Genomic DNA, 26,898 nt, shown 5'->3' with positions numbered 1-26,898 from the left:
CAGTATCCGGCGACTTCCCTCACGGCCGGTCACTGACACATGAAAGGTTTCATGCAACCGCGTTTCGCCCTGGCACTCCTGTATTGCGCAATGGCCGACTCGGCATTTGCCAGCGGATTTCTCGACGACGCCAAAACCGAAGTGCTCAGCCGCAACTTCTACCTGAGCAACGACTACCGCTCGCCCTCACCCGCCGGCAAAAACTACAAACAGGAATGGGCTCAGGGGTTTATCGGCACCTTTGCATCCGGTTTCACGGACGGAACCGTTGGATTTGGCCTCGATGCCCACGCCCTTTACGGTCTGAAACTCGATGGCGGCAAAGGGCACTCCGGCACGGGACTGTTGCCGGTGGACAGTGACGGCCGTAGCGAAAGCGACTATTCCAGCGCCGGCGGTGCGCTTAAGCTCAAGGCTTCGAAAACCACCCTCGCTTTCGGGGAGATGACCGTGGAAACGCCGGTGTTCGACACCTCGGACAAACGCCTGCAACCGGAATACGCCACGGGGTTTCTGCTCGACAGCCACGAGATCGATAACGCGCGCCTTGTCGCCGGGCGTTTCACCGCGTTCAAGAACCAGGACAGCTCTTCCGGCAAAGGCGATTTTCAGGGCTATGGCGCCAGCACCCAAGGCGAAAGCATCAGTTTTGTCGGCACCGACCTGTTCAGCGACAGCCCGGTGGGCGGCGCGCTGTATGCGTCCGATCTGAGTGACACCTGGCGCCAGTACTACGCCAACCTGCATTTCAAACAGTCCGGTCTGTTGCTCGACGCCAACGTCTACCACACCCGCGACACCGGGCAGGCATTGGCCGGCGACATCGACAACACCGCGTTCAGCCTCTCGGGCAAATACACCTTCGGCGCCCACGCGGTGATGCTCGGCTGGCAACGCATCAATGGCGACACGCCGTTCGATTTCGTCGGCGGCGATTCGATCTACCTGGCCAACTCGATCAAATACGCCGACTTCAACGGCGCCCAAGAACGCTCCTGGCAAGCTCGTTACGACCTCGATCTCGGCGCCTTCGGGATTCCGGGGCTGAACTTCATGACCCGTTATGTTTCCGGCAGCCACATCGACGGCACCCACGCGCCCAAGGGCGGCGCCTATAACCCGTTCGATGCGGACAGCGGGCAATACCAGCCTCAGCAGGGAGACGGCGGCAAACACTGGGAGCGCGATATCGATCTGCGCTACATCGTCCAGTCCGGCGCGGCCAAGGATTTGTCGGTGCAGCTGTCCCACGTTTCACACCGGGCCAACAGCGCTCAGGCCGGCGATGACATTGACCGGGTCTACGTGGTGATCCAGTACCCGCTGGGCTTTTGAGGGAAATTGGCGGAAGGCAGCCGGAGTCGAACCTGCCCGGGAACGGATGCCGTCCCCAACCGGGTTTGAAGCCCGGCCGCGCCACCGGGCGCGATTGCCTTCCTTGAACTCAGTCGGCGCCGGGGTTGGCCAGCGCACTGTCGAAGCGGATTTGCCGGCCTTCGCCGACGCGCCGGGTCAGGCCCAGCCGATCGAAGTATTCAAGGATCTGAATACTGCGCTTGCGTCCCAAGCCTAGCGCATCGCGGAAAGCCGTGACTTCGATCTGCGGATTTTCTTCGGCCAGGCGCAGCAACACCGCCGCCATTTGCCGCAACGTGATGTCGGTGACAAACAGGTCGCGCACCACTTGATGCATGACGCCTAGGCGCGCCAGTTTGCGTAGCAGCAAACGGACGGTGGCATCCTCCTGGTCGACGACTTTTGCCACGTCACGTACCCACGGCGGATCGAAACCGGCCTGTTCGAACAACGGTTGCAACGCCAGCCACAGGGTTTCGTCGTCGGCACTCAGGCGCACCTGATGGTCGGGCAAATGCAGCCACGGGCCACTGGCGACCAGTGAGCCGGCGCCAAGCAATTCTTCCAGCAGGCTGATGAAGGTTGCACGTTCGACACTCACACCGCTGAAACGCCGCAGACGGTCGCGATCCGGGCCCATCTGATCGGGCTCCAGCTCATGAAAGCGCGCCAGCTGCTCCAGCAAGGTGAACTTGAGCATGCCCCAGCGCTGCGCATTGAACAGTACCGGTCCTTGCCGGGTTTCGATCAACCGGACGTTGTCCGGCAGTGACCAACTGTCACGCGGACGATTGAACTGACGCTCCAGGCGCTGCGGATCGAGGCCGCTTTCGCTGTATTCCAGCAACGTCGGCAAGGCCTGTTCCAGCTCGGAGCTGATCGCCAGCACACGCAGTTGCGCCAGCCGTTCGGGACTGCGGCGCTGGCGGGCCGGAGCGAAGGGATCGAGCACACGCCCGCCGCCGAGCGTTCGCTGGGCGCTGGCGTCACGCAGGATCAAGGGATCAGCGTGGACGCCATGCACCGGGACGTTGGTCAGCAGTTGCGCAAACATGCGCTCGCCGGGGGCCAGACTCGGACCCTCCAGCAAGGCGACCCGGGCGATCACGTCCTGCGTGCCGAGATGCAGGTGCACCGGCTGGAAATGCTCGAAAACCCGCTCGCCCGGCAGCAGCCGGAAATCGATGTCCAGCCGCTGGGTCGGTGCGTGCAGCCATTCGGCGAGCAACCATTGGCCGCGATGGATCTGCCCGAGTTCCAGGCGATCGGCGCTGATGTTCAGGGCCACGCGCTGTCCGGCGAAAGCCTGATCGGCGGCCTGATTCTGCGCGTGCAGGCCCCTGACCCGCACGGTTTTGCCCGCCGGGCCGAGGCTGAGTTTGTCACCCACGGCGACCGAGCCCGAAAGCGCCGTCCCCGTCACCACGATACCGGCGCCGGCGACACTGAACGCCCGGTCGATGGCCAGGCGAAAACCGCCTTCTCGACTGCGTTCTTCACCTTCTATCTGAAGCAAAGCCTCGCGCAGCGCGTCGACGCCCTCACCCGTCACGCTAGAAACCGTCAACAGCGGCGCCCCGGCATAGGGGCCGGACGACAGCAGGCTTTCAACTTGTCGGCGAACCTCTTCCACCCTGCCCGCCTCGACCCGGTCGCACTTGGTAATCGCCACCAACGCCCGTGGAATACCCAGCAGCTCGACAATCGCCAGATGCTCGCGGGTCTGCGGCATCACGCCGTCATCCGCCGCCACCACCAGTAACACCAGATCGATGCCTTGCGCGCCGGCGAGCATGTTGTGGGTGAATTTCTCGTGACCCGGTACGTCGATGAAACCGGTCAGCCCGGCACCGGGCGCCAGTTCTGCGTACAGATAACCGAGGTCGATGGTCATCCCGCGTTCGCGTTCCTGCGGACGGCGGTCGCCGGTTTGCCCGGTCAGCGCTTGCAGCAGCGACGTCTTGCCGTGGTCGATGTGCCCTGCCGTGCCGATGATCACGTTTGCAACTGCCCGAGTTGCGCCTGCCACGTCAGTTCATCGTCGAGCTGCCGCAGATCCAGCCACAGCGCGTCGTCATCGATACGCCCGAGCACCGGGATCGGCAAGGCGCGCAGCGCGGCTTCCAGATTCAGCAGGCAACGCCCGCGCAGGCGTTTCGATACTTGCGGGCGCAAACACAAGGCTGCGCTCGGCAGACGCGCCACCGGTTGGCTGCCGCTGCCGATCATGCCCAGCGCTGGCTCCGCCGTGACGGTCCAGCCTTCGCCCAACAATTCGGACAAGGCCGGTTGCAGGCGTTCGGCCTGGGCCAGAATTTCGGCTTGCGGACGGGTCAGCAGGCGCAGGCTCGGCAAGCGTTCGGCCAGTCGATCAGGGTCGCGATAGAGCCCGAGCACCGCTTCGAGTGCGGCCAGAGTCAGTTTGTCGACCCGTAATGCGCGTTTCAGCGGGTTCTTCTTGATCTTCGCGATCAAGTCCTTGCGCCCGACGATCACCCCCGCCTGCGGCCCGCCGAGCAATTTGTCGCCGCTGAAGGTGACGATGTCGGCGCCATCGAGCAGCGCCTGTCGCACCGTCGGCTCCGCCGGCAGGCCCCAGCGAGTCAGATCCAGCAGGCTGCCGCTGCCGAGATCTTCGAGCAGCGGCAGTTCATGCCGATGGGCCAACGCCGCCAGTTCGGCGGTCGGCACCCGGGCGGTGAAGCCTTCGATGCTGTAGTTGCTCGCGTGCACGCGCATGATCAGGCCGCTGCGTGGGCTGATTGCCGCTTCGTAGTCGCGGGCATGGGTGCGGTTGGTGGTGCCGACCTCGTGCAGGCGCACGCCGGCGCGGCTCATGATGTCGGGGATGCGGAACGCGCCGCCGATTTCGATCAGCTCGCCCCGTGAAATGATGCCTTCCTTACGCGCGCCGAGGCTGTTGAGGGTCAGCAGCACGGCGGCGGCATTGTTGTTGACCACGGTCACGGCTTCGGCGCCGGTCAGTTCGCGGATCAGGCCTTCGATCAGGTCGTCGCGGTCACCGCGCTTGCCGCTGGCCAGGTCAAATTCCAGATTCAAGGGATAGCGCGCCGCGAGTTGCACGGCGTCGATGGCTTCTTCGGGCAACAAGGCCCGGCCGAGATTGGTGTGCAGCACGGTGCCGGTCAGGTTGAACACCCGGCGCACCTGGCTGCGCTGCTTCAGGGCCAGACGTTCAGAAACCCTTCCGGCCAGCGCTTCGGGGCTGATTTCAACGGCGGTCAATTGCCCCGCCACCACGGCTTCGCGCAAGTCATCCAGTAACTGGCGAAACCCCGTCAACAGCGCCTCACGCCCGTAACGCTCGGCCAATGGCTGGCAAGCGGGGTGGCGCAACAGGCTGTCAATCGACGGTAACCGCAGGGCAACACTCACGGACATCAGGCACTCCCGAAATCGAAATACGCCTGATGATGTTAGACCACCCTGCTTCTAGCGCAGCGCGGCCCTCTGAACCGGCACATAGGTTTGACTCAGGTCCGTGGCCCAGCCATCGAGTACGGCTTTCACGTTATCGGGGGTCATGACCTGTTTGTCGTTCTCCAGCGGCACGCCCTTGCCCTTGCGCACCACCTCGGCCACGACCTCCCCGGTCGAACCGTCCTCGAAGGACACTTCCGTGGCGATCTCGCTGTCGCGGTCACGAATGCCGGTGGCGGTGCTCACGCCAGCGGCGACGAGCGTCACCGGCAGCCATTCATAAAAGCGCAAACCCTGAGTGCTGGCGGCGACCTGGGTGATGGCCGGTTTGACGATCAGCGTGTTCGGGCCGGGTTTAGAAACCAGCGGCAGCACCTTGCCCAGTTCCAGCCTGAGGGCTGCGTCGTAGTAACGGGTCACGCCCGACAAGGTGTTCTGGGGAATGCGCGGCGAAGGCTGGGGCGTTGGATAGAACTGGCTCGGTGCCAGGTAAACCTGGGTGTAACGGCCTCTCGTCAATGTCGGGCTGACCCAACTCAATATCGTTTGCCCCGAAGCGCTCTGCCCTTCCTTGAGCACGCTGTAATCCCGTAGAAACCCGGCTTGCGGCTCGGCGGGAAGCTTCTTGCTGCTGCACCCCGACAGGCTGAGGGTGGCGGCAAACAACACGGCCAGTGAGCGATGGCTACTCATCAAAGGTGTTTCCTTTTTCAGGCGTGGACGTGGCTGAACGGGGTGTTGTCGGAGCATTCGATGCGCAACTGGCCGTGGGTCATGATCCATTGGATGAATTCGGCGGTAGGAATTGTGTGCAGGTATTCGACCCAATGGGCCTCGGTCGGGCTGAACCGTTCGAAATAGCGGCGCAGGATCAACTGACTCTGATCGTTGGCCAGCCCCAGGCACGTCTCCTGGAACAGAATCGGTGATTCGGGCCCCGGTGCGGTGGTGCGCTGGGTCAGGATCAACGGGCGCACGGCGCCATGGTCCCGGGTGATGTAGCCGCTGTTCATGTCCTTCATGTTGAGCCCCCTTGGTTGGAAGGCGTGCAGAGTGCCAGCGGATGTTTGCCCGACGATGTCCGGCTGATGTCCGCGCTGAAGGAATGTTGCAGGATTGAAATATATGACCGGCGCATCGAAATGGTTTTAGATGCGCTTCTTTTTGGGTTCATGGATTGCGTAAACGTGAGCAGATTGCTGATCGTCGATGACGACGGGGAAATTCTGTCCTTGCTGAAGAAATTCTTCGTTCAGCATGGCTATCAGGTCGATGTCGCCGCCCATGGCGAGGCCATGTGGGCGGCCATCGAGCAGGCACGGCCGGACACGATCATTCTCGACCTGATGCTGCCCGGCGAAGGCGGCCTGAGCCTGTGCCAGAAGGTCCGGGCGCAAATGGGCATCCCGATCATCATGCTCACGGCGATGGCCGAGCTGAGCGACCGCATTGTCGGCCTTGAACTGGGGGCAGACGACTACCTGACCAAACCCTTCGCCCCGCAGGAATTGCTGGCCCGGGTGCGCGCCCTGCAACGTCGGGTCGGTGAGAACAAGCCGTCCGGTGCCGAGCCTTCAAGGCCGGTCATGGTCTTCGCCGGTTGGCATCTGGACATCACCTGCCGTGAACTGCGCTCGCCCGAAGGCGTGATGATTCCGATGTCCGCCGGCGAATTCGACCTGCTGCTGGTGTTGCTCGAACATCCGCAACGCATCCTGACCCGCGAACAACTGATCGACCTGACCCACGGCCAGGGCCACGACGCCTATGACCGCAGCATCGACGTGCAGATCAGCCGGCTGCGGCGCAAGATCGAACCGGACAGCAAACGCCCGGACCTGATCCGCACCGTGCGCAACGGCGGCTACATGTTCACCGCCAAGGTCAGCCGCTCATGATCGGCCGGATGCTGCGGCGCGACACCCTCAGTCGGCGGATTGCCCTGACGATCGTCGCGGCCATGCTCGCTTCGCTGTTGCTCAATGCGCTGTTCGTTCAGGTTGCGGGCATCTGGGCGCGGCCGCCAATCGAGCGCACCGGGCTGCTGGAACAGATCGCCGCCACCACGCGGGTGATCGAGGCAGCGCCGGCGACCTTGCGCCCGCAACTGGCCAGTGCGGCCAGCAGCCCGATGCTTGAAGTGGTGTGGCAACCCCGTCGGGTCGACTTCGGTCTGCCAGGGGATGGCGAACAGGTCGAGGCCGGAAAAGTGCCGGCGCTGCGTCAATTGCTCGGCGATGACCGACAGATCGACGTGTTCAACCCCGACGACTGGCCCGCCGGCAGCCCCCGCGCGCATTACATGGCGCTGGTGCGGTTGGCGGACGACAGTTGGCTGTCGTTCACGCCGCCGGAACGCAGTTGGGGCTTGAGCCTGAACGTGCGGATTGCCGTGATCGTCGCCCTGGGCCTGGTCGCCACGCTGCTGGTCGCCTGGCTGGCCACACGGCAACTGGCCCAGCCGCTGCAGCGCTTTGCCCATGCGGCGCGGCGTTTCGGCGGGGACCTGAAAGCGCCTCCGATTCATCTCGAAGGCCCCCACGAAATCCGTCAGGCCATCGTCGCCTTCAACACGATGCAGGCGCAGATCCAGCATTTCATCGGCGAACGCACGCACATGCTGGCTGCCATTTCCCACGACTTGCGTGCGCCGCTGACCCGGATGCGCCTGCGCAGCGAGTTTATGGAAGACCTCGACCACCAAGGCAAACTGATCCGCGACATCGAGGAAATGCAATCGATGATCAACGCCGCCCTGGCGTTCTTCCGGGAAGACACCCACCTGGAACAATCCACCGCGTTCGATCTGTCGGAGTTGCTGCAAACCATCGTCGATGACTACCGCGATCAGCACCTCGACATCGGTTTCACCGGCCCGGCGCACGTGGTGTACGACGGCCGGCCGCTGGGCATCAAACGGGTCATCGTCAATCTGCTGGATAACGCGGTGAAGTACGGACAGCGCCCGAGCGTGGTGCTGAGTTGCGATGACGTGTCGATTCGCATCGAGGTCATTGACGAGGGGCCGGGGATTGCCGAGGACGCGCTGGAGCGGGTGTTCGATCCGTTCTTCCGACTCGAGACCTCGCGCAACCGTGACACGGGCGGGGTCGGGCTCGGTCTTTCGGCGGCGCGGGGAATCATTCGTGAACAGGGTGGCGAACTGAGCCTGCGCAATCGCCGCAGCGGCGGCTTACGGGCGCGGGTTGAACTGCCCCATCGCTGAGGCTTATTCGTCGCCGGGCGCCAGCAGCAGATTGGGCGCCAGGCGCTGATAACCGTCCTGAGCCAGGCGCATGTCGAGCAACAGACTGCCCAGATCCGCCGACAGCGCCTCGCCCTCCCCGTCGTTTTCCAGATACAGCAATTTCAGGTAGCTGTTGCAGCCCGGACAGACTTCGGCGCGCAACGGCGCCTGATTGGCGGCGTGACGGTCATCCTCCAGGCTCAGGTATTCGAGCCCTTTGCTCTGCTCGCAATACACACACTTGACCCGCACCACATGCCATTCGCAGGCGCACAGCGAACACACCAGATACCGCAGGCCGTTGTGCTTGCCGCGATGGCGGATCACCCCGGCCATGGCCGGCGAACCACAGGCCGGGCATTGGCTGAGGCTGTCGCCGGGCGTCAGTTGCAGGCTCTGTGCGCTGAGCAGCCAGTGACTCCACGCCGCTTGCAGCGCCGCCCCGAGAAACGGCACCAGCGCCGCCGGCACCAGCGAATACTGGCCGCTGACCAGCGCCACGGCCCAGGCGCGCAACTGGCCGGGGCTGGCAATACGCAGTGTGGTCACGGCCTCGACCACCGCCGGTTGTTCGGGGGCGACATAACGCTGGAGCAAGGCGTCGAGATACAGCTGCCAGGTGTCCTCGCGAATCAATGTGTCGGCGGCGAACGGCGGCATGCCGTGTTGCCGGCAGACTTCCAGTCGCTGTTCATCAAGCGGCGCGGTCGAGGGCGGGTCGTCGAAGACCCGCTGCTGGACATGGCACAACCCGGCGATCAAATGCAGGTAATCGGCCAGCGGGTGACCTTCGGCCAAACGTTCCAGACGCTGGGCCCGCAGCATGAACAGGTTGTGCGGCGGCAGGTGCAGAAACGGCGGCGAACTGGCCGCCGCTTCGATTTCTCCGGGTTCAAGGATGGTTGGCAACTGTCAGCCCTTTTTCGTGACCGGTCGCTCTGGCGGATCCTGGTTTTCCACCTCGCGATACCAGAGTGCATGGTGTTTCCTGGCCCAGGCGCGACTGACCCAGCCGTGCATCATCGCGTCCACCGAGCCCTTGATCCAGATCCCGGCGTAGATGTGAACGATGATGCTCAGGATCAGCACAAAACCCGCCAGAGCGTGCAGCAACATCGCCCAGCGAATCGTGGTGATGCCGAAGTAATGACTGAAATACGCACGCCAGATCACCAGCCCCGTAAACAACAGCCCGAGCATGCACAGCAGTAAAGTCCAGAACAGCAGCTTTTGCCCGGCGTTGTATTTGCCCACCGCCGGCACGGTCTCTTCGTCGTTGACCAGCACCCGGTCAATGCGCCGCAGCCATTTCCAGTCGTTGTCGATGAAGAAGTTCGAGCGCCAGAAGCGAAACACCAAGCCCAAAAAGAACACGAACATCAGCACGCCCATGAACGGGTGCAGGATCCGCGTCCACGGCCCGCCGCCGAACAGATTGGTCAGCCAGAACATCGACGGATGAAACAGCGCCAGTCCCGAAAGCCCGGCCATGAAGAACAGAATCGCCACCAGCCAGTGATTGGTGCGCTGGTTGGCGGTGTAGCGCAGGATCGTCTTGTTGCTCATGGCCGGCCCTCCCCGCGTGGGTCGTAGGTGTGCACCGCCGGATCGACCACGTGGACCGAGGTGTCGGGCGGATCGGGATGTTCATCTTCCTCGACCCGGTTCGGGCCGATCCGCACGTAATGGAAGAACCCGGCCAGCACCGCCGCGCCCATGGCCAGCAGGCCCAGCGGTTTGCTGATGCCTTTCCACAAGCCCACCAGCGGGCTGATTTCGGGGTTGTCCGGCAGACCGGCGTAGATTTTCGGGGTGTCCGCATGGTGCAGCACGTACATGACGTGGGTGCCGCCGACGCCTTCAGGATCGTAGAGACCGGCGTTGTCGAAGCCACGGCTTTTCAGGTCGATGATGCGTTCGGCGGCGTGGGTCTTCATGTCGTCCTTGGTGCCGAACACGATGGCCCCGGTCGGGCAGGTTTTCACGCAGGCCGGTTCCAGCCCCACCGCGACCCGGTCCGAACACAGCGTGCATTTGTAGGCCTTGTGGTCTTTCTGCGAAATGCGCGGGATGTTGAACGGGCAGCCGGTGATGCAATAACCGCAACCGATGCAGTGATCCTGATCGAAATCGACGATGCCGTTGGCGTGCTTGATGATCGCGCCGGGGCTGGGGCACGCCGCCAGGCAACCGGGCTCGGCGCAGTGCATGCAACCGTCCTTGCGGATCAGCCATTCGAGGTTGCCGGCGTCGGTTTCGTGCTCGGTGAAGCGCATCAGCGTCCATGAATCGGCGCTCAGGTCCTGCGGATTGTCGTAGGTGCCGTGATTGTGGCCGACCTCGTCACGCAGCTCGTTCCATTCCGAGCACGCGACCTGGCAGGCCTTGCAGCCGATGCATTTGGTGGTGTCGATCAGCTTGGCCACCTGTTCCTGACCGCGTATCGACGGCGCCGGCGTGGTGGTGGCCGAGCGGGCAATGATGTCTTGGCTGGCCATCTAAAGATTCTCCATCAGAGCTTCTCCACGTTGACCAGGAATGACTTGGATTCCGGGGTCTGTGTATTGCCATCGCCGAGGAACGGCACCAGGGTGTTGGTCAGGTAACCGTGGCGCGTCAGGCCGGTGAAGCCCCAGTGCAGCGGAATGCCGATCTGGTGCACCACCTGATTGTTGACCTGCAACGGCCGGATCCTTTTGGTCACCACCGCTACCGCCTCAATGAACCCGCGCTTGCAGCTGACCCGCACCCGGTCGCCGGCAGCGATGCCCTTCTCCTTGGCCAGCACTTCGCCGATTTCCACGAACTGCTCGGGCTGGGCGATCGCGTTCAACTTGCAGTGCTTGCTCCAGAAGTGGAAATGCTCGGTCAGCCGGTAACTGGTGGCGGCATACGGGTAATCCTTGGCCACGCCGAGGCTGTCCCACACCGAATCGAAGATCCGTGCCGCCGGGTTGCTGGTGGCTTTCTTGTTGTCCGGGTGCAGCGGGTTGATGCCGATCGGCGTTTCGAACGGCTCGTAGTGCTCGGGGAATGGCCCTTCGTTCATCTTGTCGACGGCGAAGAACCGCGCCACACCTTCGGGGTTCATGATGAACGGGTTCATCCCGGCTTCCGGCGGCACGTCGGCCTTGTAGTCCGGCACATCGGTGCCGCCCCAGGCCTTGCCGTTCCACCACACCAGGCGTTTTTTCGGATCCCAGGGTTTGCCCGAGACATCCGCCGAAGCGCGGTTATAGAGAATTCGCCGGTTGGCCGGCCAGGCCCACGCCCAGCCCTGATGCTGATGCATGCCGTAAGGGTCGTTGTTGTCGCGGCGGGCCATCTGGTTGCCGGCTTCAGTCCAGCTGCCGCAGAAGATCCAGCAACCGGACGCGGTGCTGCCGTCATCCTTGAGCTGGGCGAACCCGGCCAGTTGCGAATTGCCCTTGATCGCCGCGCCCGTGGCGTCGGTGAAATCAGTGGTGGCGTAGCCGTTGACCTCTTTGGCGATCTCTTCCGGCGAGGGTTCTTCGGCGATCTTGTACGGCCACGACAGTTTCAACAGCGGATCGGCGAATTTGCCGCCCTCGGCCTGATAACGCTCACGCAGGCGCAGGAACAGCGCACTCATGATCTGCACGTCGGTACGCGACTCGCCGGGGCCGTCGGCACCTTTCCAGTGCCATTGCAGCCAGCGACTGCTGTTGACCAGCGAGCCGTCCTCTTCGGCAAAACAGGTGGTCGGCAGGCGGATCACTTCGGTCTGGATATCGGCGCTCTTCACATCGTTGAACGGCCCGACGTTTTCCCAGAACTGCGAGGTTTCGGTGGCCAGCGGGTCCATCACCACCAGCCATTTCAGTTTGGCCAATGCCGCCATCACCCTGTTTTTGTCCGGCAACGCGGCAATCGGGTTGAAGCCCTGGCACATGTAGCCGTTGACCTTGCCCTGCCCCATCAGGTCGAACACCTTGAGGATGTCGTAGTTGGGAATGTCGAGTTTCGGCAGGTAGTTGTAGGCCCACTGATTCTCGGCGGTGGCATTGGCGCCGTACCAGGCTTTCATCAGGCTGACGTGGAATTTGCTGTAGTTCTGCCAGTAGGACAATTGCCCCGGCCGCAACGGTACTTGCGTGCGTTTCTTGATGTAGGCGTTGTAGTCCTGCTCCATGTCGGTGGGCAGGGTCAGGTAACCCGGCAGCGCGTTGGACAGCAAGCCGAGGTCGGTCAGGCCCTGAATGTTCGAGTGCCCGCGCAAGGCGTTGACCCCGCCGCCGGGCATACCGACGTTGCCCAGCAACAGTTGCACCATCGCTGCGCTGCGGATGATCTGCGAGCCGATCGAGTGCTGGGTCCAGCCCAGCGCATAGAGGATGGTCATGGTCTTGCACGGGGCCGAGCAAGTGGCGATTTCCTCCCAGATTTTCTGCATCGCATCGACCGGCATGCCGCAGATCTGGCTCGCCAGGTCGATGTTGTAGCGGCTGTAATGCTGCTTCATCAATTGATAGACGCAGCGCGGGTCTTGCAGGGTCGGGTCGACTTTGACGAAGCCGTCCTCGCCCAGTTCGTAACCCCAGGTGGACTTGTCGGTGTAGCTGCGCTTGGCCGCGTCGTAACCGGTGAACAGCCCGTCCTCGAAGCCGAAACCGGCTTTGACGATGAACGACACGTCGGTGTAGTTGCGCACGTATTCGTGCTGGATCTTGTCCTCGGTCAGCAGGTAATTGATCAGCCCGCCCATGAACGCGATGTCGCTGCCGGTGCGAATCGGCGCGTAGTAATCGGCCACGGACGCGGTCCGGGTAAACCTCGGATCGACCACGATCAGCCGCGCGGCATTGTGTGCCTTGGCTTCGGTCACCCATTTGAAGCCGCAAGGATGGGCTTCTGCTGCGTTGCCACCCATCACCAGGATCAGATTCGCGTTGGCGATATCGGTCCAGGTGTTGGTCATGGCTCCACGGCCGTACGTCGGGGCAAGACTTGCCACCGTCGGGCCGTGTCAGACACGCGCCTGGTTATCGAACCCCAGCATGCCGAGACTGCGCACCACTTTGTGGGTGATGTAGCCCGCTTCGTTGGACGCCGCGGACGCCGCGAGGAAACCGGTAGTCAGCCAGCGATTCACTGTCTGGCCCTGGGCGTTCTGCTCAACGAAATTGGCGTCGCGGTCGGCCTTCATCAGGTCGGCGACGCGGTCGAGGGCTTCGTCCCAGGTGATCCGGGTCCATTCGCTGCTGCCGGGCTTGCGCACCTGCGGGTACTGCAAGCGGCCGGGGCTGTGAATGAAGTCCAGCAGACCCGCGCCTTTCGGGCACAGGGTGCCGCGATTGACCGGGTGGTCGGCGTCACCTTCGATATGAATGATGTTTTGCGCAACGTTCTTCGCGGCATCGCCCTGGCTGTACATGATCAAGCCGCAACCGACCGAGCAATACGGGCAGGTGTTGCGGGTTTCATGGGTGTGGGCAAGCTTGAAGTGGCGCACCTGCTCGGCGAAGGCCGGCGTCGGGGCCATGCCCAACGCGCCCAGGCTAGAGCCTGCAAGGCCGATACCGGCGACCTTGAAGAACTGACGACGGCTGAGATCCATCGTGCACTCCTGATCAGGTGGAACCCGGTACTTGTGCCGGGTCTGTTCTGGACAATCACGGTTGCGACACACGAGTGCCGACCTTTTCACTGTAGACAACGTGCGATTGCCCAGTGTGAAAACCGACCGTCGGCCATTCATCGGTCACAAGTTCGCGCCCACAGGGGATGGGGGTTTATCATCGCCGGCACGACCCATCTCCGCCTTCAGAGACCGCGCATGACTTTCGATTTTGATCAGGTATTCGACCGCCACGACACCGGCAGCACCAAGTGGAGCCGCTATCCGGCCGACGTGTTGCCGATGTGGGTCGCTGACATGGATTTCGCCGCGCCGCCGGTGGTCATCGAGGCGCTGCAACAACGCCTGCTGCACCCATTGGTTGGCTACAGCGTGGCCCAGGACAACCTGCGCGAGGCGATCGTCGCCGACCTCTGGAACAAGTTCGCGTGGCGGGTCAAACCGCAAGAGCTGATCTTCCTGCCGGGCGTCGAATCGGGTTTCAACATGGCGCTCAAGGCGCTGGTACAACCACAGCAGAACGTTGTGGTGCAAACCCCGAACTACCCGCCGCTGCGCCATGCGCCGGGCCATTGGGGCCTGAACAAGGTCGAACTGGAATTCAGCGCCCAGGCCGACGGCAGCTACGCCACCCCGCTGGACGCACTGCGTGAATCCCTGAAAGGTGGCGGCGCCCTGCTGCTGAGCAACCCGCACAACCCGATCGGCAAGGTCTTCGGCCGTGAAGAACTGCAAGCGGTGGCGGACATCTGCGTGGCACAGGACGCCTGGATCATCTCCGACGAGATCCACGCCGAACTGTGCTACGACGGCCGCGTGCACATTCCGACCGCCTCCCTGAGCCCGGAGATTGCCCGTCGCACCATCACCCTGATGTCAGCGAGCAAGGCCTACAACATCGCCGGCCTCAAGACTTCGTTCATGATCATCCAGGACGCCGCCCTGCGCGAACGCGTCAACCACGCCCGTTGCGGCATGGTCGACAGCGTCAACCCGCTGGGCATGGAAGCCACCCGCGTGGCCTACAGCGAGGCCGGTCCGTGGCTGAAGGAACTCAAGCAATACCTGCAAGCCAACCGTGACTGGCTGGTAGAAGCGGTTCGCAACCGTCTGCCCGGCGTAACGATCAACGTTCCACAAGGCACTTATCTGGCGTGGCTGGACTGCTCGGCGCTGGATCTGGACGACCCGCAGAAATTCTTCCTGGAACACGCCCGCGTCGGCCTCAGCCCTGGTCTGGATTTTGGCGATCACAGCCAACAGTTCGTGCGCCTGAACTTCGGTTGCCCGCGTTCGATGCTGGAGGAAGGGATTTCGCGGATGGCGCGCAGCCTGAGTGAACGCAAGGCCTGACGCCCACCAAAAACGCATCGTCAATCGGATCGAACTCACCGCAGACGGGCCGGGTCAACCGGCCTACCTGCCCCGAGACCCGGAGATTGACGATGACGCACTATCCCAAACCCCCATTCCCGAAACAGGCGCAAGCGGTTCCCGGCTCCCAGCGCAAGATGGAGCCCTACCCCGATTGCGGCGAGCAAAGCTACACCGGCTCCGGTCGGCTGGCCGGCAAGATTGCGCTGATCACCGGCGCCGACAGCGGCATCGGCCGGGCGGTGGCCATTGCCTTTGCCCGCGAAGGTGCCGATGTGGCGGTCGCCTATTTGAATGAACATGAAGATGCCAAGGAAACCGCGCGTTGGGTCGAACAGGCCGGTCGCCAGTGCCTGTTGCTGCCCGGCGACATTTCCCAGAAGGCCCAGTGCCAGGCGCTGGTAGACCAAACCGTCGAGCGCTTCGGCCGCATCGACGTGCTGGTCAACAACGCGGCCTTCCAGATGACCCACGAAACCTTCGAGGAGATTCCCGACGATGAATGGGTGATGACTTTCGACGTCAACATCACCGCGATTTTCCGTCTGTGTCAGGCCGCCATCAAACACATGGGTCCCGGCGCTTCGATCATCAACACCAGTTCGGTCAACTCGGACATGCCCAAACCCACCCTGCTCGCCTACGCCACCACCAAAGGCGCCATCGCCAATTTCACCGGTGGCCTGGCGCAAATGCTTGGCCCGAGGGAGATCCGCGTGAACTGCGTGGCACCGGGGCCGATCTGGACGCCCCTGATCGTCTCGACCATGCCCGATGAAGAAGTGCAGAACTTCGGCGAGCAAACACCACTCGGTCGGCCCGGCCAGCCAGTGGAGGTCGCGCCGATCTACGTGCTGCTGGCATCGGATGAAGCCAGCTACATCACCGGCCAGCGCTACGGCGTGACCGGCGGCAAACCCATGCTCTGAACCGTCTGCCGAAAAAAGTGAACCGCAGGACAAGACGACCTCTCCATACCTTCATGGCCCGTTCGGGTTGCGAGAGATCAGGAGGTCGTCATGTCCGCACCTATCGTCAAGCTCTTCACCCAGCCGAACTTCGCCTGGACCGACATCCGCCGCGAAGAAGAAGCGCATCCGCGTCATTACCTCGCCCACCTGCTGTTGCTGGCCCTCGTTCCGGCGGTGTGCCTGTTCATCGGCACAACGTATGTCGGCTGGAGCCTGGCGGTGGGTGAAACCGTCAGGCTCAGCAGTGCCAGCGCCTTGCAGCTGAGTGTCTTGCTCTACCTCACTATCGTCGTCGGTGTGGCGATCATCGGCGGTTTCATTCGCTGGATGTCGCGCACTTTCGATGCGCGGCCGACGCTCAATCAGTGCATCGGTTTCGCGGCGTACACCGTCACCCCGTTTTTCCTCGCCGGGATCGCCGGTCTGTACCCGAGCCGCTGGCTGGCGGTGCTGGTGCTGGGCGCGGCATCGATTTATTCGACGTTTCTGCTGTTCGTCGGCCTGCCGACCTTCATGCACGAGCGCAAGGAACAGGGTCTGCTGTACTCAGCCAGCGTCTGGGGTGTTGCGTTGCTGGTGCTGGTGACGTTGCTGGTGTCGATGATTCTGCTGTGGTTCAACGTGCTGACGCCGGAATACCTGCGCACGACCGCGGGTTAGGTCGGGCATGTCGCGGCGGCATCGAATCGGCGCGGCGGGCCGCCCGTCGTGAGCTTCATCATTTGGGTCGCGGTGCTCGGCGCTGTGCTGCTGACCCTCGCACTGACGTCGTCGTACTTGCGCTGGATGCCGGTGACGACATCAGCTGTATGTCTGTTGCTGGGCGTCGGCATCGGCCCCGTCGGGCTCGATCTGCTGAAGTTGCCGCTGGACGAGGCCTCTTTGTGGATGGAGCACCTGACTGAAGTCGCGGTGCTGTTTTCCCTGTTTGTCTGCGGTTTGAAACTGCGACTGCCGTTGCGCGACAAACGTTGGCGGATCGCATTTGGCCTGGCGGGGCCGGTGATGGTGCTGACGATCATCGGGGTCTGCCTGTTCCTGCATTTTGGCTTGAACCTCAATTGGGGCCCTTCGTTGCTGATCGGGGCGATTCTGGCGCCGACCGATCCGGTGCTCGCGGCGCTGGTGCAGGTCAACGATGCGCGGGACGTCGACAGCGTGCGGTTCGGCCTGTCCGGCGAGGCTGGGCTCAATGACGGGATTGCCTTTCCTTTCGTGATCCTCGGGCTGTTGCTGTTGCACGGTGAAGGTTTTGCCGCCGAGTGGCCCGACTGGGCGCTGCGCAGCCTGCTCTGGGCCGTGCCCGCCGGATTGCTTTGCGGTTACTGGATGGGACGCGGCATCGGCCGTTTGACCTTGTCACTGCGCATCCGCAACGATGACAGCACCCTCAGCCCCAACGACTACCTGGCACTGGCGTTGATCGCACTGGCCTACGTGGTGGCGGAATCTATCGGCGGCTACGGTTTTCTGTCGGTGTTCGCCGCCGGCCTGGGGTTGCGTCAGGAGGAAGTCAAATCCACTGGCGTCCACCAACCGCCCGCCGAGCATCTGGTACAACCGGTGGTCGGCCATCAGAACGTCGAACCTCAGCACGCGGTGCACGGCGACACAGAACGACTGGAAGACAGCCAGGTGGCCGCCGGGATCATGATGGGTGACATGCTCGCCTTCGGCAGTCTGGTGGAACGGGCGATGGAAGTGTTTCTGGTCACCCTGCTGGGCGTGGTGCTGGTCAGTCACTGGGACTGGCGGGCCTTACTGATCGGCGGCGTGCTGTTCTGTGTGATTCGCCCCGTCTGCGTGGCGTTGATGCCGTGGGGATCGCTGCTGGCTGGGCGCCAACGGTTATTGATCGGCTGGTTCGGCATTCGTGGCATCGGCAGTCTGTTCTACCTTTTCTATGCGCTGAACCATGGACTGGGCGACAGCGTGGGTACGCTGTGTACCGACCTGACCCTGTCGGTGGTGGCGCTAAGCATTTTGCTGCACGGCGTCAGCACCCAGCCGATTCTCGCCCGCTATGAGCGGCACAAGCCACGCAAACCCTGAACTCACTTCATCGACTGGGCAATGATCTCCACCAGATTCATCTGGTTGAACGGTTTCGACAATCGCGGCAGCTCCGCTGCGAAGCCTTCAAGACGCTCGGCATAACCGGTGGCGAGGATGATCGGCAGGTCCGGCTTGAGCAGGCGCACAGCGTGAGCCAGTTGCGCGCCGCTCATCTGCGGCATGGCCATGTCGGTGATCATCAGATCAATAACCTCGTCCTGATCAAACAGCTCCAGCGCCTGGGCACCGGAAGTGGCGCTGATGACCCGATGGCCAAGGTCTTCCAGCAACAGGACGGTGCTGGTGAGTACCAGGCTGTCATCATCCACTACCAGCACGCTGAGGCGCGGCACCGTGTCGGTGGACAAAGCCGGGCCATGCGGTTTGGCGGCGACGCCGTCGATGGCCACCGGCAACCACAGCTCGGCGGTCGTGCCCTGCCCCTGGGTACTTTTCAGAATGAAGCGGCCACCCAGTTGTTCGATAAAGCCATGGACCATCGACAACCCCAGCCCGGTGCCCTTGCCCAGCCCCTTGGTGGTGAAAAACGGATCGGTCGCCGACGCGAGCGTTTCAGCATCCATGCCTTCACCGGTATCGATCACCCTCAGGCAGACGTAACGCCCGGCCGCCAGGGTCGAGTCGTGTTGCTCGAGCACCACTTCGGGCTCGGCACTGATCGTGACGCTGCCGCCCTCGGGCATGGCGTCGCGGGCGTTGGTCGCCAGGTTGAGCACAGCCAGTTCGAGCTGGTTGCTGTCAGCCAACACGGCTTGCAGATCATCGGGAAACTGCGTTTCGATGCGGATTCCCGGTCCCAGCGAACTGCGCAACAGCCCGGTGATGCCCTGCACCAGCTTCGGGATTTCGACCGGTTCGGTCTTGAGCTCCTGACGCCGGGCGAAGGCCAGCATGCGTTGGGTCAGCGAAACGCCGCGCAATGCGCCCTGGGTGGCGTTCTCCAGCAGACGGCTGACTTTCGGGTCGTCGCCCAGGCGTTTGCGCATTATTTCCAGGTTGCCGAGGATGACCGTCAGCAGGTTGTTGAAGTCATGGGCAATGCCGCCGCTGAGTTGGCCGATGGCCTGCATTTTCTGCGCCTGGAACAGCGCTTCACGGGTTTTCTCCAGGGCCTGTTGCGCCTGGGTGGCCTCGGTGACGTCGCGGGTAATCTTGGCAAAACCGAGCAAGGTGCCGGTGTCGCCGCGAATCGCATCGACCACCACATGCGCCAGAAACCGCGTGCCATCCTTGCGCAGGCGCCAGCTCTTGTTCTCGAAACGGCCCTCGCGCACCGCGGTTTCCAGGGCACGCTGGGGTTCGCCGATCTCACGATCTTCCGGGGTGTAGAACATCGAAAAATGCTTGCCGATGACCTCATCCGGCTTGTAACCCTTGATCCGCTGCGCGCCGGGGTTCCAGTTGGTCACCCGGCCTTCCGGGCTGAGCATGTAGATCGCATAGTCGGTGACGCCCTGCACCAACAGGCGGAACTGTTGTTCGCTCTGCTTGAGGGTTTCTTCGGCCATCTTGCGGTCGGTCAGGTCGCGGGTGATCTTGGCAAACCCGAGCAATTGCCCGCTCGGGCTGAAAATCGGGTCGATCACCACGTGGCACCAGAAGTGCGTGCCGTCCTTGCGCACCCGCCAGCCTTCACCCTCGAACCGGCCTTCGCGGATTGCCGTGTCCAGCGCCCGTTGCGGCAAGCCGTTTGCGCGATCCTCGGGGGTGTAGAACCGGGAAAAGTGCTCGCCGAGGATTTCCGCTTCTTCGTACCCCTTGAAGCGCTTGGCGCCGGAGTTCCAGCTGGTAATGATCCCCTCGGGGTCGATCATGTAGATCGCATAATCGACCACCGCATCGATCAGCAAACGAAAGCGCATGTCTTCGATAGCAGCGGACTTCTTGTTCTCGCTCATCAGGCTTGGCTCAAAACAGTTTTTCAATCACTGGAGTATGCGTCAAACCGGCGGTTTGGAAAGGTGCTTCTGAGAGATCAGGTTGCCACCAGCGTGGCAGCAATTGCTGGATGCGGCTTTCGGCAAAGCGATCATCGATCAGCATCACCACGCCGCGATCCTGCTGGGTGCGGATCACCCGCCCGGCGGCCTGCACCACTTTTTGCACGCCGGGGAACAGGTAGGTGTAGTCGTAACCGGCACCGAAGATCGCGGCCATGCGCCGCTTCATCTGTTCATTGACCGGGTTGAGCTGGGCCAGCCCGAGCGTGGCGATGAACGCACCGATCAGCCGTGCGCCAGGCAGGTCGATGCCTTCGCCGAAGGCGCCACCGAGTACGGCAAAACCGACACCCTGGCTGTCGGCGGTGAACTGATCGAGAAAGTCCTGGCGCGCTCCTTCGGTCATGCCCCGGGATTGCTGCCAGCGGGTGATGTGCGGGTGCCGCTTGGCCAGCAACTGCGCGACCTGTTGCAGGTAATCGAAACTGCTGAAGAACGCCAGGTAGTTGCCCGGACGTTCGCTGAACTGGCGGGCGATCAGCTCGACAATCGGTTCCAGCGATGCATGACGGTGCGTGAAACGCGTGGATATCCGGCTGACGATTTGTACCTGCAATTGCTCGGCGCTGAACGGCGACTCGACGTCGATCCAGACCGTGTCGGCCGGCGTGCCAAGCAAATCCGCGTAATAGTGGCGCGGGCTGAGGGTTGCGGAAAACAGCACGCTGCTGCGCGCCGCCGTCAGGCGCGGGCCGATGAACGCCGCCGGCACCACGTTGCGCAGGCACAGTTGCGATAACGGGCGTTTACGCTCGAGGTCACGTTTGCTGATGTCGAACAGGTAATGCGCGTCGAACAGTTCCGCCACCCGGCCGAATTGCAGCATCTCGAAGTAGAAATTCTGCAACGCGCTGTCGAGCCCTTGCGGGTGATCGTTGAGATAGTCGCCAATGCTCGCCGTGCAGGATGAGAGCGCCTGCAACAGTTTTTCCGGCGCCTTGTCGTAGGCCTGATACGGCGCCAACTGGTCATTGTGCAGGGCGTTCCATTCACGGTTGACCCGCTGCAACGACTTCTTCAAGGCCTCGGGCGCGGTTTTGCGCACGCTGCCCAGTGTCGCCTGATCGAGGGTGGCGCTGTACATCTGCCGCCCGCGTTCGACCAGGTTGTGCGACTCGTCCACCAGCACCGCGACGTTCCATTGATTGAACTGGGCCAGACCGAACAGCAGCGCGCTGAAGTCGAAGTAATAGTTGTAGTCCGCCACCACCACGTCGGCCCAACGAGCCATTTCCTGGCTCAGGTAATACGGACATACCGCGTGCTGCGCCGCGACGTCGCGCAGGGCGGCCTGATCCAGCAGGCGCAATTGGCTGGCGGCTTCGCGGGCAGCGGGCAAACGGTCGTAAAAACCCTGGGCCAACGGGCAGGATTCGCCATGACAGGCCTTGTCCGGGTGTTCGCAGGCCTTGTCCCGGGCGACCATTTCCAACACCCGCAGCGGCAAGGTTGCGCTGTGATCGAACAGCACTTGCGCCGCATCCAGCGCCAGTTTGCGTCCGGGTGTCTTGGCGGTGAGGAAGTAAACCTTGTCCAGTTGCTGCGGCGCCAACGCCTTGAGCATCGGAAACAGGGTACCGAGGGTCTTGCCGATCCCGGTCGGCGCCTGGGCCATCAGGCAGCGGCCGGTGCTGACGGCCTTGAATACCGATTCGGCGAGGTGACGCTGGCCGGGGCGAAACGCGGCATGGGGAAAACCCAGCTGCTGCGCCGCCCGGTTGCGCGCGTCGCGGTGGGTCATTTCCTGTTCGGCCCACGCCAGGAACAAACCGCACTGTTGTTCGAAGAACAGCCGCAGCGCTTCGGCGCTGAACGCCTCGACCAGACAGGTTTCCTTTTCCGTGACGATGTCGAAATACACCAGCGCCAGATTGATCCGCTCAAGCTGCAATCGACAGCACATCAGCCAGCCGTAGATTTTCGCCTGGGCCCAATGCAGCGAACGGTGATTGGCCGGTTGCTTGCTCAGGTCGCCGCGATAGGTTTTGACTTCTTCCAGGCAGTTCTGCGTCGCGTCGTAGCCGTCCGCCCTGCCCTTGACCTTCAACGGCCCGAATGCGCCCTCCAGCGCCACTTCGCTCTGGTACGCGTCGTTGCGCCGGGACGCGACGGTGCGATGCCCGGCAATCCCCTCCAGCGCAGTCGGTGACGGGGTGAAGCGCAAGTCGAGGTCACCGGTTTTCGCGGTAAATTCGCACAACGCCCGCACCGCGATGCTGTAGCTCAAGCGCCCTGCTCCGCCCATTGCACGTAACACACGGCGACCGGCATCTGGTGCGTGTTGCAGAACTCCAGCCAGCGCAGTTGATTGTCCTGCAAGCGATCGCCGGGGCCTTTGACTTCGATCATCCGGTAGGTCTTGTGCTGCGGCCAGAACTGGATCAGGTCGGGCATGCCGGCGCGATTGGCCTTGATGTCCAGCAGCAGACGACTGAACCAGTGCTTGAGGTGTTCGGCGGGCAGACAGGCCAGCGCCTGCTCCAGCAAATCTTCATTGAGCGCGCCCCAGAACACGAACGGCGACTGCACGCCCCATTTGGCGGCGAACCGCGCGCGAATGGTGTCGGCATAACGACCATCGTCGAGTTCGGCCAGACAGGCCTGAAACAGCTCGGCACGTCGGGGCTGGAAGTCCTCGTTGAGCAGATCCACCGGCCCGCGCTGGAACGGGTGAAAGAACGCGCCCGGCAACGGCGCGAAGATCGCCGGCCAGCACAGCAGGCCGAACAGTGAATTGATCAGGCTGTTTTCCACGTAATGCACCGGGCCTGTTTCTTCGTGCAGGTGCGCCTGAACGTGATATTCCACCGACAACGCCGGATCGAGACGCGGCAGGTGCAGATCCAGCCGCTCCACCAGGCCGGGCGTGGTGCGTTTGATCGGCGGCCCGCCGAGCTTGCGCCGCAAACGCGGCAACACCCGTTGCAGGCCCTGCTGTTCGGTGGCGGTTTCCGGCGCCTGCTCGGCAATGACCGCCAGTTCCAGCGCCAACGCATATTCGGCGCTGCGCTCCAGCACGCGGATCATCCGCAAGCGCGCGCCGGGATAGGCGCAGTCACGATAGATCTTCAGGGCCAGGGCGAATTCGCCGATGCGCTCGCAGTATTGGCCGATCTGGAATAACAGCTTGCCGCGTCGGCGTTGCAGCCACGGGTTGTCGAAATGCAGCGCCGCGACCTGTTCGACGATCGGCTCCAGCGGCTCGCCGGCTTCGAAATACAGCTGGCAATCGTGCAGAAACAGGCAGGCATCGACGTCGGCGCGGCTGCGCAAGCCCCGGGAATCGGCGCTGAATTCGACTTTTTCGTAGGTGAATATGCCGAGATCGGCGAGCACGAACTCCGACCAGTCCTGATAAAGGTTGCCGAAGAACATCAGACGAAAACGATCACACAGGTCCATCAACGTCAGGCTGAACAGCCGATCCGCCAGTTCCGGACACCACTGGCGGAAACAGCGGGGCTCGGGGAATTGTTCGTGCAGCAGCGGCAACCAGTCGACTTTCTTGCCTCGGGGCTGGTCGATGGCCGGGCCGAAGGCTTGCAGGATCTCGGCCTTGAGCAACACCTCGAACAGATCCGCCATCGACAACGGCGCCTGTTCATCGAGCCAGCCATGCTCCAGCAGCGGTTGCGCCGCCTCGGCGATGTCGCCGATTTCCGGATAATTCAGCTTGCCGGCGCGAAAATGCACGCCCTTGCGCATCACCATCCGCACCAGCAATCCCTGGGATCCGCGCGGCAGTGCCGTGAAATCGCGGATGAAGGCGTGCTCCGCTTCACTCATGACGTCGGCGTAGCGAAGCTCAAGCCAATCAAGCACCTGGCGGAAGTTGTTGAGGTAATAGAACGGGTCGTCGAGGGGATTGGCAGTCACGGTAAATTCGGGGCCATGGCAAGCGAGCACTGGTTATGCGTACAGATACCAGCCCGCCCCGGCGGGTGCAAACGGAAAAAGATCAGTGGCACCTTCATTGCGGTTTTTTTCAGGTGGCCATCGAACTTTTCCCGGCGTAATGGCACCAACCGCGTTAGAGGCCGACATTGGTCGAAATGAACAGGAATGCTGCTTATGAAAATCAAGACTCTCGGGATCCCGTTGGCTGTTGCGGCCTTTCTCACTCTGGCCGGTTGCTCGACCCCGACGGTGGTCACCCTGCAGAACGGCACCCAGTACCTGACCGAGGACATGCCCGATACCAAAAACGCGGACGGCTTCTACGAGTTCAAGGATATTTCCGGCGCCAAGATCCGTGTACGTGCCGACGAAGTGGCCACGGTGCGCAAGGAAGACTGACGGTTACCCCATCAAAAAAGGCTGCGATCCTATAGGAGCGCAGCCTTTTTTGCATTTATCAGCGGGGTAATGCCATGCCCGGGAAGGAGTCGTCGCAACTGAAGGGCCGCTCGCCCCGACGAACCAGTTCTTCCTGCAAGCGCTGGCAACGCTGACGCTCCTGCTGTGCCATGCGGTCGATGCTCAGGTTGCCAGTCATTTCCGGCTCATGGTCTTCGCCGATGCGAACGGTCACGAACGGTTGTTCGGGCTGGATATGAAAGCGGCTTTTTTCTTCGACGGGTTTGACGTCATCACTTTCGGCCGGCTTTGGCAGTTGATCGGTGGTGACGCCATAGCGGCTCAGAATCGAGCTGTGAGGCAGATCGGCCCAGGCATTGGCCGACAGCAGCGCCAGTCCCGCGATACCGATAAACCTCTTGAAACCTTTCACGTGTGAATCTCCTGTACTCGTTGGCGACCTTTAGATGACGAACGTTGCCGTCATGGTTTTAGGCCGCATTTCCTGTTGGTGCAGGGATTGGATTCAGGGAATGGCTGGTGAGTCACGTTCGATACCGCGTTATCGTTCAATCGCGAGCAGGCTCGCTCCCACAAAAGGCCGGTACTCGGTCAAGTGTGGGAGCGAGCCTGCTCGCGATGGCGCCCTTGCGGGCGCCACTAACGTCAGGCGATCACGATCCCGTCGGCACTCAGGCTGTTCAACGCAACCCCGACCAGCGTCACCGAATCAGCGCCGAATTTCAGCACCGTATCCTGCCCCACCGCCGTAGCGTGGGCGCGGAAGTCGTCGTTGGGCAACACCCCTTGCACGCCGAGGAACACCAGTTTGTCGTTGGCGGTGTAACCCACCACGCGATCCTGGCCGAACGCGCCGCTGAACAGGAAGGTATCCGCCCCGCCGCCCGATTCCATCAGATCATTGCCGGCGCCGCCGACGAACACGTCATTGCCCACGCCACCGATCAGGTGATCGTTGCCGTCCAGGCCGAACAGCCAGTCACCGCTGGCCTTGGCCTTGAGGGTGTCGGCGCCGTCGGTACCTTTCACGCTCGATTCGTATTGAGTGACGTTGTTGCCGACCTTAAGACCGCTCGCCGTGACGCTGTGGGTCACGTCGTCCTTGAACAGGCCCCAGAGAAAGCCCGGCTCCTTGGTGACGATGCTGCCGATGTCGCGGGTGATGCTGATCCCGCCGTTGGCATCGCGGATGTACAGGTTGCCGGCGCCGTCGTTGGCGAAGTCGAAGCTATTGACTGACTTCTGCAACTCCAGGGTGTTGTGGCCCGAGCCGCCGAGCAGAATGTTGTAGCCCCCGCTGTCGCGGAACGTGTCGTTGCCGGCGCGGCCCTCCAGATAATCGTTGCCGCTGCCGCCCTGGATCAGGTCGTTGCCGTCGCTGCCGATGATGAACGTGCTGCCCTTGTGGGTTTCGGCGTTGCGGTTCAGGTCCTGCACCCAGGTATTGGCCCGCGCCGGATCCGACAGGTTGGCGACGATGATCGTCGAGTCCTTGCTGGTCAGGTCGTAGAACTTCGACTCGATCACCCGGTTCATACCGTCGCCATACGCGGTCGGCAGGTGGGAGATCCAGGTCGGAATGTTGACGATCGAGAACGGCAGCACGTTCCACGCCGCCGAGGCGTAGTGGTCGTTGAAGCTGACGATGTTGTCGGTCACCGATTCCTTGGGCGCGTCGTGCACGCCGAGCGAGGCGCCGGTGAAGGTCGAGCCGTCGAGGGCGCGGAACACCGGATCGTTTTCGTAGCCGACGTTGAGCACTTTGTCGGTACTGCTCTGGGTTGGCGAGGCGTAGGCGATGTAGTTGGAATCCTGGAAGAACCCGCCCCATTTGCTGGTGCTCAGGTCCGCCATGCTGTTGACCGCCAGCCCGCCGAGGCTGTGACCGCTGACCAGCACGTCCTTGCCGGTCAGGCCGTTGGCCTTGGCGAACGCCACCACATCGTTCATCAGGTTGCCAAAGGCCTCGCCGACGTAGTTCTTGGCGTAATCCTTGGGTCCGAACGCGGCGAGCAAGTCGTTGATCACATCACCGATGGAGTCGCCGATCAGGATTTCCCGTGGACCGCTGGTGCCGCGAAAGGCAATGCCGATTTCGGTGAGATGACCCTGAGCGTCGTATTTGCCGAGGATTTCCACCTGGGCGCTGGTGTAGCCGGCCTTTTCGCCGAAGAAGGTGCCGCGGGCATCGGTCTTGCCCTCGTAACCCAGTTGCGAGGCGGTGATCGGAGTCCAGCCGGCTTTTTTCACCGCATCGAGCGCGGCTTTTTCCGAATCGGGGTTCCACGGAATGCCGGGGATCACCCCCTGGGAATCCGTGCCGCCGATCAGCGCGGTCACCAGCGTGGCCGGCAAACCGAGGCCGAAGCCGTTGTGCTGATAACCGACGGCAAAGCCGTTATCGAGGTTGTGATAGGAATACAGCGTAATGGCCATGGCGTCGCTGAACAGCGCCTTGGATTCCGCCGTACCGAAGTTCTTGTAGTCATACACACCCATTGCTGTTGCCTCTCTCTT

At 62.5% G+C, this 26,898-nt stretch carries 21 protein-coding genes and 1 tRNA gene; 8 read left to right on the top strand and 14 right to left on the bottom strand.

The annotated features are described in order from the left end of the window. Positions 1-51 precede the first annotated feature (51 nt). Positions 52-1,335, top strand: a complete 1,284-nt coding sequence (locus QR290_RS15425; RefSeq protein WP_289202978.1) for an OprD family porin — start codon at positions 52-54, stop codon at positions 1,333-1,335. Between the two features lie 7 nt (positions 1,336-1,342). Here QR290_RS15425 and QR290_RS15420 read toward each other — a convergent pair. From QR290_RS15420 to QR290_RS15400, 5 genes are all read right to left on the bottom strand, one after another. Continuing rightward, positions 1,343-1,438: transfer RNA gene (locus tag QR290_RS15420), tRNA-Sec, on the bottom strand. A gap of 6 nt (positions 1,439-1,444) precedes the next feature. Further along, positions 1,445-3,355: a selenocysteine-specific translation elongation factor gene (gene selB, locus QR290_RS15415; protein ID WP_289205299.1), complete on the bottom strand. Its 1,911-nt coding sequence runs from the start codon at positions 3,353-3,355 to the stop codon at positions 1,445-1,447. Continuing rightward, positions 3,352-4,758: an L-seryl-tRNA(Sec) selenium transferase gene (gene selA, locus QR290_RS15410; RefSeq protein WP_289202977.1), complete on the bottom strand. Its 1,407-nt coding sequence runs from the start codon at positions 4,756-4,758 to the stop codon at positions 3,352-3,354. The genes selB and selA overlap by 4 nt, the downstream gene beginning before the upstream one ends. Positions 4,759-4,809: 51 nt before the next feature. Continuing rightward, a complete protein-coding gene (locus QR290_RS15405) occupies positions 4,810-5,490 on the bottom strand; it encodes a DUF3313 domain-containing protein (protein ID WP_289202976.1) in 681 nt (226 codons plus the stop codon). A gap of 17 nt (positions 5,491-5,507) precedes the next feature. Continuing rightward, positions 5,508-5,819: a hypothetical protein gene (locus tag QR290_RS15400; RefSeq protein WP_115077945.1), complete on the bottom strand. Its 312-nt coding sequence runs from the start codon at positions 5,817-5,819 to the stop codon at positions 5,508-5,510. A 150-nt stretch (positions 5,820-5,969) separates the two neighbouring features. Between QR290_RS15400 and QR290_RS15395 the strand changes: the two genes are divergently transcribed. Continuing rightward, positions 5,970-6,695, top strand: coding sequence for a response regulator (locus QR290_RS15395; protein WP_289202975.1), 726 nt, complete (start codon positions 5,970-5,972; stop codon positions 6,693-6,695). Further along, positions 6,692-8,023 (top strand): ATP-binding protein, encoded by a 1,332-nt coding sequence (locus QR290_RS15390; protein WP_289202974.1) that lies wholly within the window; start codon positions 6,692-6,694, stop codon positions 8,021-8,023. Before QR290_RS15395 ends, QR290_RS15390 begins: the two co-directional genes overlap by 4 nt. A gap of 3 nt (positions 8,024-8,026) precedes the next feature. Here QR290_RS15390 and fdhE read toward each other — a convergent pair whose 3' ends face one another. From fdhE to fdnG, 4 genes are read right to left on the bottom strand one after another with little or no spacing between them, the layout of a single operon-like run. Further along, positions 8,027-8,953 carry a formate dehydrogenase accessory protein FdhE gene (fdhE, locus tag QR290_RS15385; protein WP_289202973.1) on the bottom strand — a complete coding sequence of 309 codons (927 nt, stop codon included), beginning with the start codon at positions 8,951-8,953 and terminating at the stop codon, positions 8,027-8,029. 3 nt (positions 8,954-8,956) lie between these two features. Further along, the gene (locus QR290_RS15380) at positions 8,957-9,610 is read right to left on the bottom strand and encodes a formate dehydrogenase subunit gamma (RefSeq protein WP_289202972.1); all 654 of its coding nucleotides are present in this window, start codon (positions 9,608-9,610) and stop codon (positions 8,957-8,959) included. Beyond that, entirely contained in the window at positions 9,607-10,542 is a 936-nt protein-coding gene (gene fdxH, locus QR290_RS15375; RefSeq protein ID WP_289202971.1) for a formate dehydrogenase subunit beta, read from the bottom strand. Before fdxH ends, QR290_RS15380 begins: the two co-directional genes overlap by 4 nt. Before the next feature lie 14 nt (positions 10,543-10,556). Continuing rightward, on the bottom strand, positions 10,557-13,622 hold the full coding sequence (gene fdnG, locus QR290_RS15370) for a formate dehydrogenase-N subunit alpha (protein WP_289202970.1): 3,066 nt from the start codon (positions 13,620-13,622) through the stop codon (positions 10,557-10,559). 219 nt (positions 13,623-13,841) lie between these two features. Here fdnG and QR290_RS15365 point away from each other — a divergent pair, with 219 nt between their 5' ends. The 4 genes from QR290_RS15365 (at position 13,842) to QR290_RS15350 (ending at position 18,040) form a co-directional block, all read left to right on the top strand. Beyond that, positions 13,842-14,996, top strand: coding sequence for a MalY/PatB family protein (locus QR290_RS15365; protein WP_289202969.1), 1,155 nt, complete (start codon positions 13,842-13,844; stop codon positions 14,994-14,996). Positions 14,997-15,088: 92 nt separating this feature from the next. Next, entirely contained in the window at positions 15,089-15,946 is an 858-nt protein-coding gene (locus QR290_RS15360) for a glucose 1-dehydrogenase (RefSeq protein WP_289202968.1), read from the top strand. A gap of 90 nt (positions 15,947-16,036) precedes the next feature. Further along, positions 16,037-16,648, top strand: coding sequence for a Yip1 family protein (locus QR290_RS15355; RefSeq protein WP_115077933.1), 612 nt, complete (start codon positions 16,037-16,039; stop codon positions 16,646-16,648). Positions 16,649-16,696: 48 nt separating this feature from the next. After that, a complete protein-coding gene (locus QR290_RS15350) occupies positions 16,697-18,040 on the top strand; it encodes a cation:proton antiporter (RefSeq protein WP_289202967.1) in 1,344 nt (447 codons plus the stop codon). Positions 18,041-18,042: 2 nt separating this feature from the next. Here the strand turns inward: QR290_RS15350 and QR290_RS15345 are convergent, their stop codons facing one another. From QR290_RS15345 to QR290_RS15335, 3 genes are read right to left on the bottom strand one after another with little or no spacing between them, the layout of a single operon-like run. Next, on the bottom strand, positions 18,043-19,962 hold the full coding sequence (locus QR290_RS15345) for a hybrid sensor histidine kinase/response regulator (RefSeq protein WP_289202966.1): 1,920 nt from the start codon (positions 19,960-19,962) through the stop codon (positions 18,043-18,045). Between the two features lie 10 nt (positions 19,963-19,972). Continuing rightward, entirely contained in the window at positions 19,973-22,291 is a 2,319-nt protein-coding gene (locus QR290_RS15340; protein ID WP_289202965.1) for an ATP-dependent DNA helicase, read from the bottom strand. After that, the gene (locus tag QR290_RS15335; protein WP_289202964.1) at positions 22,288-23,940 is read right to left on the bottom strand and encodes a VRR-NUC domain-containing protein; all 1,653 of its coding nucleotides are present in this window, start codon (positions 23,938-23,940) and stop codon (positions 22,288-22,290) included. The genes QR290_RS15340 and QR290_RS15335 overlap by 4 nt, the downstream gene beginning before the upstream one ends. 195 nt (positions 23,941-24,135) lie before the next feature. Here QR290_RS15335 and QR290_RS15330 point away from each other — a divergent pair, with 195 nt between their 5' ends. After that, entirely contained in the window at positions 24,136-24,360 is a 225-nt protein-coding gene (locus QR290_RS15330; protein ID WP_289202963.1) for a YgdI/YgdR family lipoprotein, read from the top strand. A gap of 58 nt (positions 24,361-24,418) precedes the next feature. Here QR290_RS15330 and QR290_RS15325 read toward each other — a convergent pair whose 3' ends face one another. Together QR290_RS15325 and QR290_RS15320 are read right to left on the bottom strand one after the other, a co-directional pair. After that, entirely contained in the window at positions 24,419-24,793 is a 375-nt protein-coding gene (locus QR290_RS15325; protein WP_289202962.1) for a hypothetical protein, read from the bottom strand. Positions 24,794-25,026: 233 nt separating this feature from the next. Continuing rightward, positions 25,027-26,880, bottom strand: coding sequence for a polyurethane esterase (locus QR290_RS15320; RefSeq protein WP_289202961.1), 1,854 nt, complete (start codon positions 26,878-26,880; stop codon positions 25,027-25,029). Between the last annotated feature and the right edge of the window lie 18 nt (positions 26,881-26,898).

Source organism: Pseudomonas fluorescens (assembly GCF_030344995.1).
GTDB lineage: Bacteria > Pseudomonadota > Gammaproteobacteria > Pseudomonadales > Pseudomonadaceae > Aquipseudomonas > Aquipseudomonas fluorescens_BF.
The sequence above is the reverse complement of the archived record's forward strand: the minus strand, read 5'-3'. Positions and strand labels throughout refer to the sequence as shown.